The organism is Campylobacter sp. US25a, from assembly GCF_004379075.1.
In the GTDB taxonomy this organism is placed as follows: domain Bacteria; phylum Campylobacterota; class Campylobacteria; order Campylobacterales; family Campylobacteraceae; genus Campylobacter_D; species Campylobacter_D jejuni.
The window spans coordinates 1-2293 of sequence record NZ_RYYM01000037.1 but is presented as its reverse complement, the minus strand read 5'-3'; the positions used below and the strand labels follow the sequence as shown (position 1 = coordinate 2293).

Genomic DNA, 2293 nt, shown 5'->3' with positions numbered 1-2293 from the left:
GATGAAAAATATACAGGACAAAGTTACTGATGAATCCTAAAGAACTTATCTCTCAAATCAAAGACTATGCTAATATAGCAGATGCTAGTTATGCTATGCTTGATTTAATCGATGAGAATGATGAAAAAGGTTTTTTTGATAGTGCTTTTACTCCTCCTTTGTGGCTTTATGCAGATGGGATAAAGTTAGGGTATGAGATAGAAGATAAACATATTCAAAATGAATCTTCAAAAAGTTTAATTTTAAAAAATAAACGTGAAATAGGAGATCCTACAGCTTATGCTACCATTATAGAAGCTAGATTTTCTGCTGATCTTGTCTTTAAAAAACCTAGAAAAGACAATGAAGCTTTAGATGAGGATCAAGTTATTGGAAATAAAGCTCAAAGCTTTATTTATAGAAAAAAAGAAGACAAAGAAGCAAAAGATCAAAAAAATCTACTGGCTTTAAATTTTAAGGAACAAAAAGAATATCCTGATAATTTCAGATATCATCTTAGCCCACGCACTAAAAACTTTGTATCTCGTTATGAAGTTATAGATCATGTAAAAAATACTAGTATTAGTGGTTATTCTCATACTGTTTTTAAAGATACAAGTAAAAATGATAATACTTATATCTTGGCTTTTCGTGGCACTGAAACAGGTGGAACACAGCTATTAAAAGATGCATTTTTTACAGATGGTTGTATAGCTTTGGGACTTGGAATTCCACAAGTGGTGTCTTTGATGAATTATAGTAATGAAGTTTTAAAAATCATTAGAGAAAAGCATGGGAATGATGATTTTAAAATAGATGTTGTGGGGCATTCTTTAGGAGGACATTTGGCTCAATGTTTTTGTATCTTTGGGCAAAAAAAATATATTCAAAAACTTTATACTTATAATGGAGCTGGTATAGGAGGTGCTGTAGCAAGTCTTATAAATATTTTTATTAGAGCTGTTAGGGTTGTTTTTAAATTATTAGTTAAAGGAATTAAAAAACTTTTTGGCTTTGGTATGACTAGAAAAACTTTAGATAATTGCTCTAAAGTTTTAAATATAGAAAATGGAACCGATGGCTTGATCGAAGAATGTAAAAATTCACAAGGACAAATAGATCAAAAAAGACTTGATGAATGTGCTTTAAATATAAAACAAGCAAGTAAAGGTAAAACAAGTATAGAAATACATCATATAGAAACTATAGCTAAACCTATCCCTAATAAAGAAGATTTTTCACAAGAATATAGACAAGCACTAGAGCCCTCAAGATCTGTGATAGCTGATTTGGGTTATAAATATGGCTTAGATATTAAAGATAAGTTTGATTATAAAAATACAGACAAGTTGCATTTAATTCATATAGGAGAGCTTGAAAAAAATTATTTGCTAACTAGCCATTTTATGTATAATATAGTTTGGGCGAGTTATTTTTATGAGCATTTAGTAAAAAATAATGAAAATATCAAAGAATTTAAAAAGGATATTGCCTGTGCTATGGATTATCTAAATTCTTATGCACAAAATTTAATTGACTTAAGTGAGAAAAATAAGCTTTTATCAGGAGATCAAATAGATATCCAAGATGAAAATCAAAATTATATTAGTGTAGTATTGGATAAAATTTTTAATAACTTGTGTAAAAATAGCGTATATAACAAGAAAGAATTTAATCTTATTTATAAAGATATACAAGAGTTGTTTTATGTAAGTGAATATAAAAATGTAAATAAATTTGTTATTCCTGATTCTTTTTTGGTTTTGGAAGCTATGCAAATTTATATAAAAATACTTGATAAATCTATATTAGAAAAACTATCTAATAATGACTTCGAGCAAGATTTAGATCATGCTGAAGCAGTTTATAAGTGGTTGCCTTTTATTGTTAAAGATAAAAATAATCAAAAAATACTTACAGAAGATAATATAGGGGAAGTCTTAAATTATAATTCCGACTGCTTTAAATGTCTTAGTTTAAGAAATGATTTGGATTTTTTTCAAGCTAGAAAAAAGCAAATGATTAATTTGATTTATGAAAATAATTGCACAAGTTATTATCTTAATAAAAACCAACCCATTAAAACAAAAGTAAAATTTAATTCTTCAAGTTCGACTATATTTGTTAATTTATCAAAAGAAGAAGTTTTTATTTTTGCTAATTGTAGGGATTTGATTGATTGTGATGAGATTTATAAAAGAGTGGCTAGTAAAGTAGGTGTTACTTTTGAAGAACTTCAAAACTATCAAGCTTATATCTTCCTAAACTCCACTCTCCTTACAGGCTCAAATGAACTTCCTAATAATCCTTTTTA

At 27.5% G+C, this 2293-nt stretch carries 1 protein-coding gene; it reads left to right on the top strand.

Annotated elements, in window-relative coordinates; all coding sequences use genetic code 11:
- Positions 1-29: 29 nt before the first annotated feature.
- Positions 30-2293, top strand: a 2264-nt coding sequence (locus tag ELQ12_RS10490; protein WP_208379398.1) for a hypothetical protein, incomplete at its 3' end; no start/stop codon positions are given.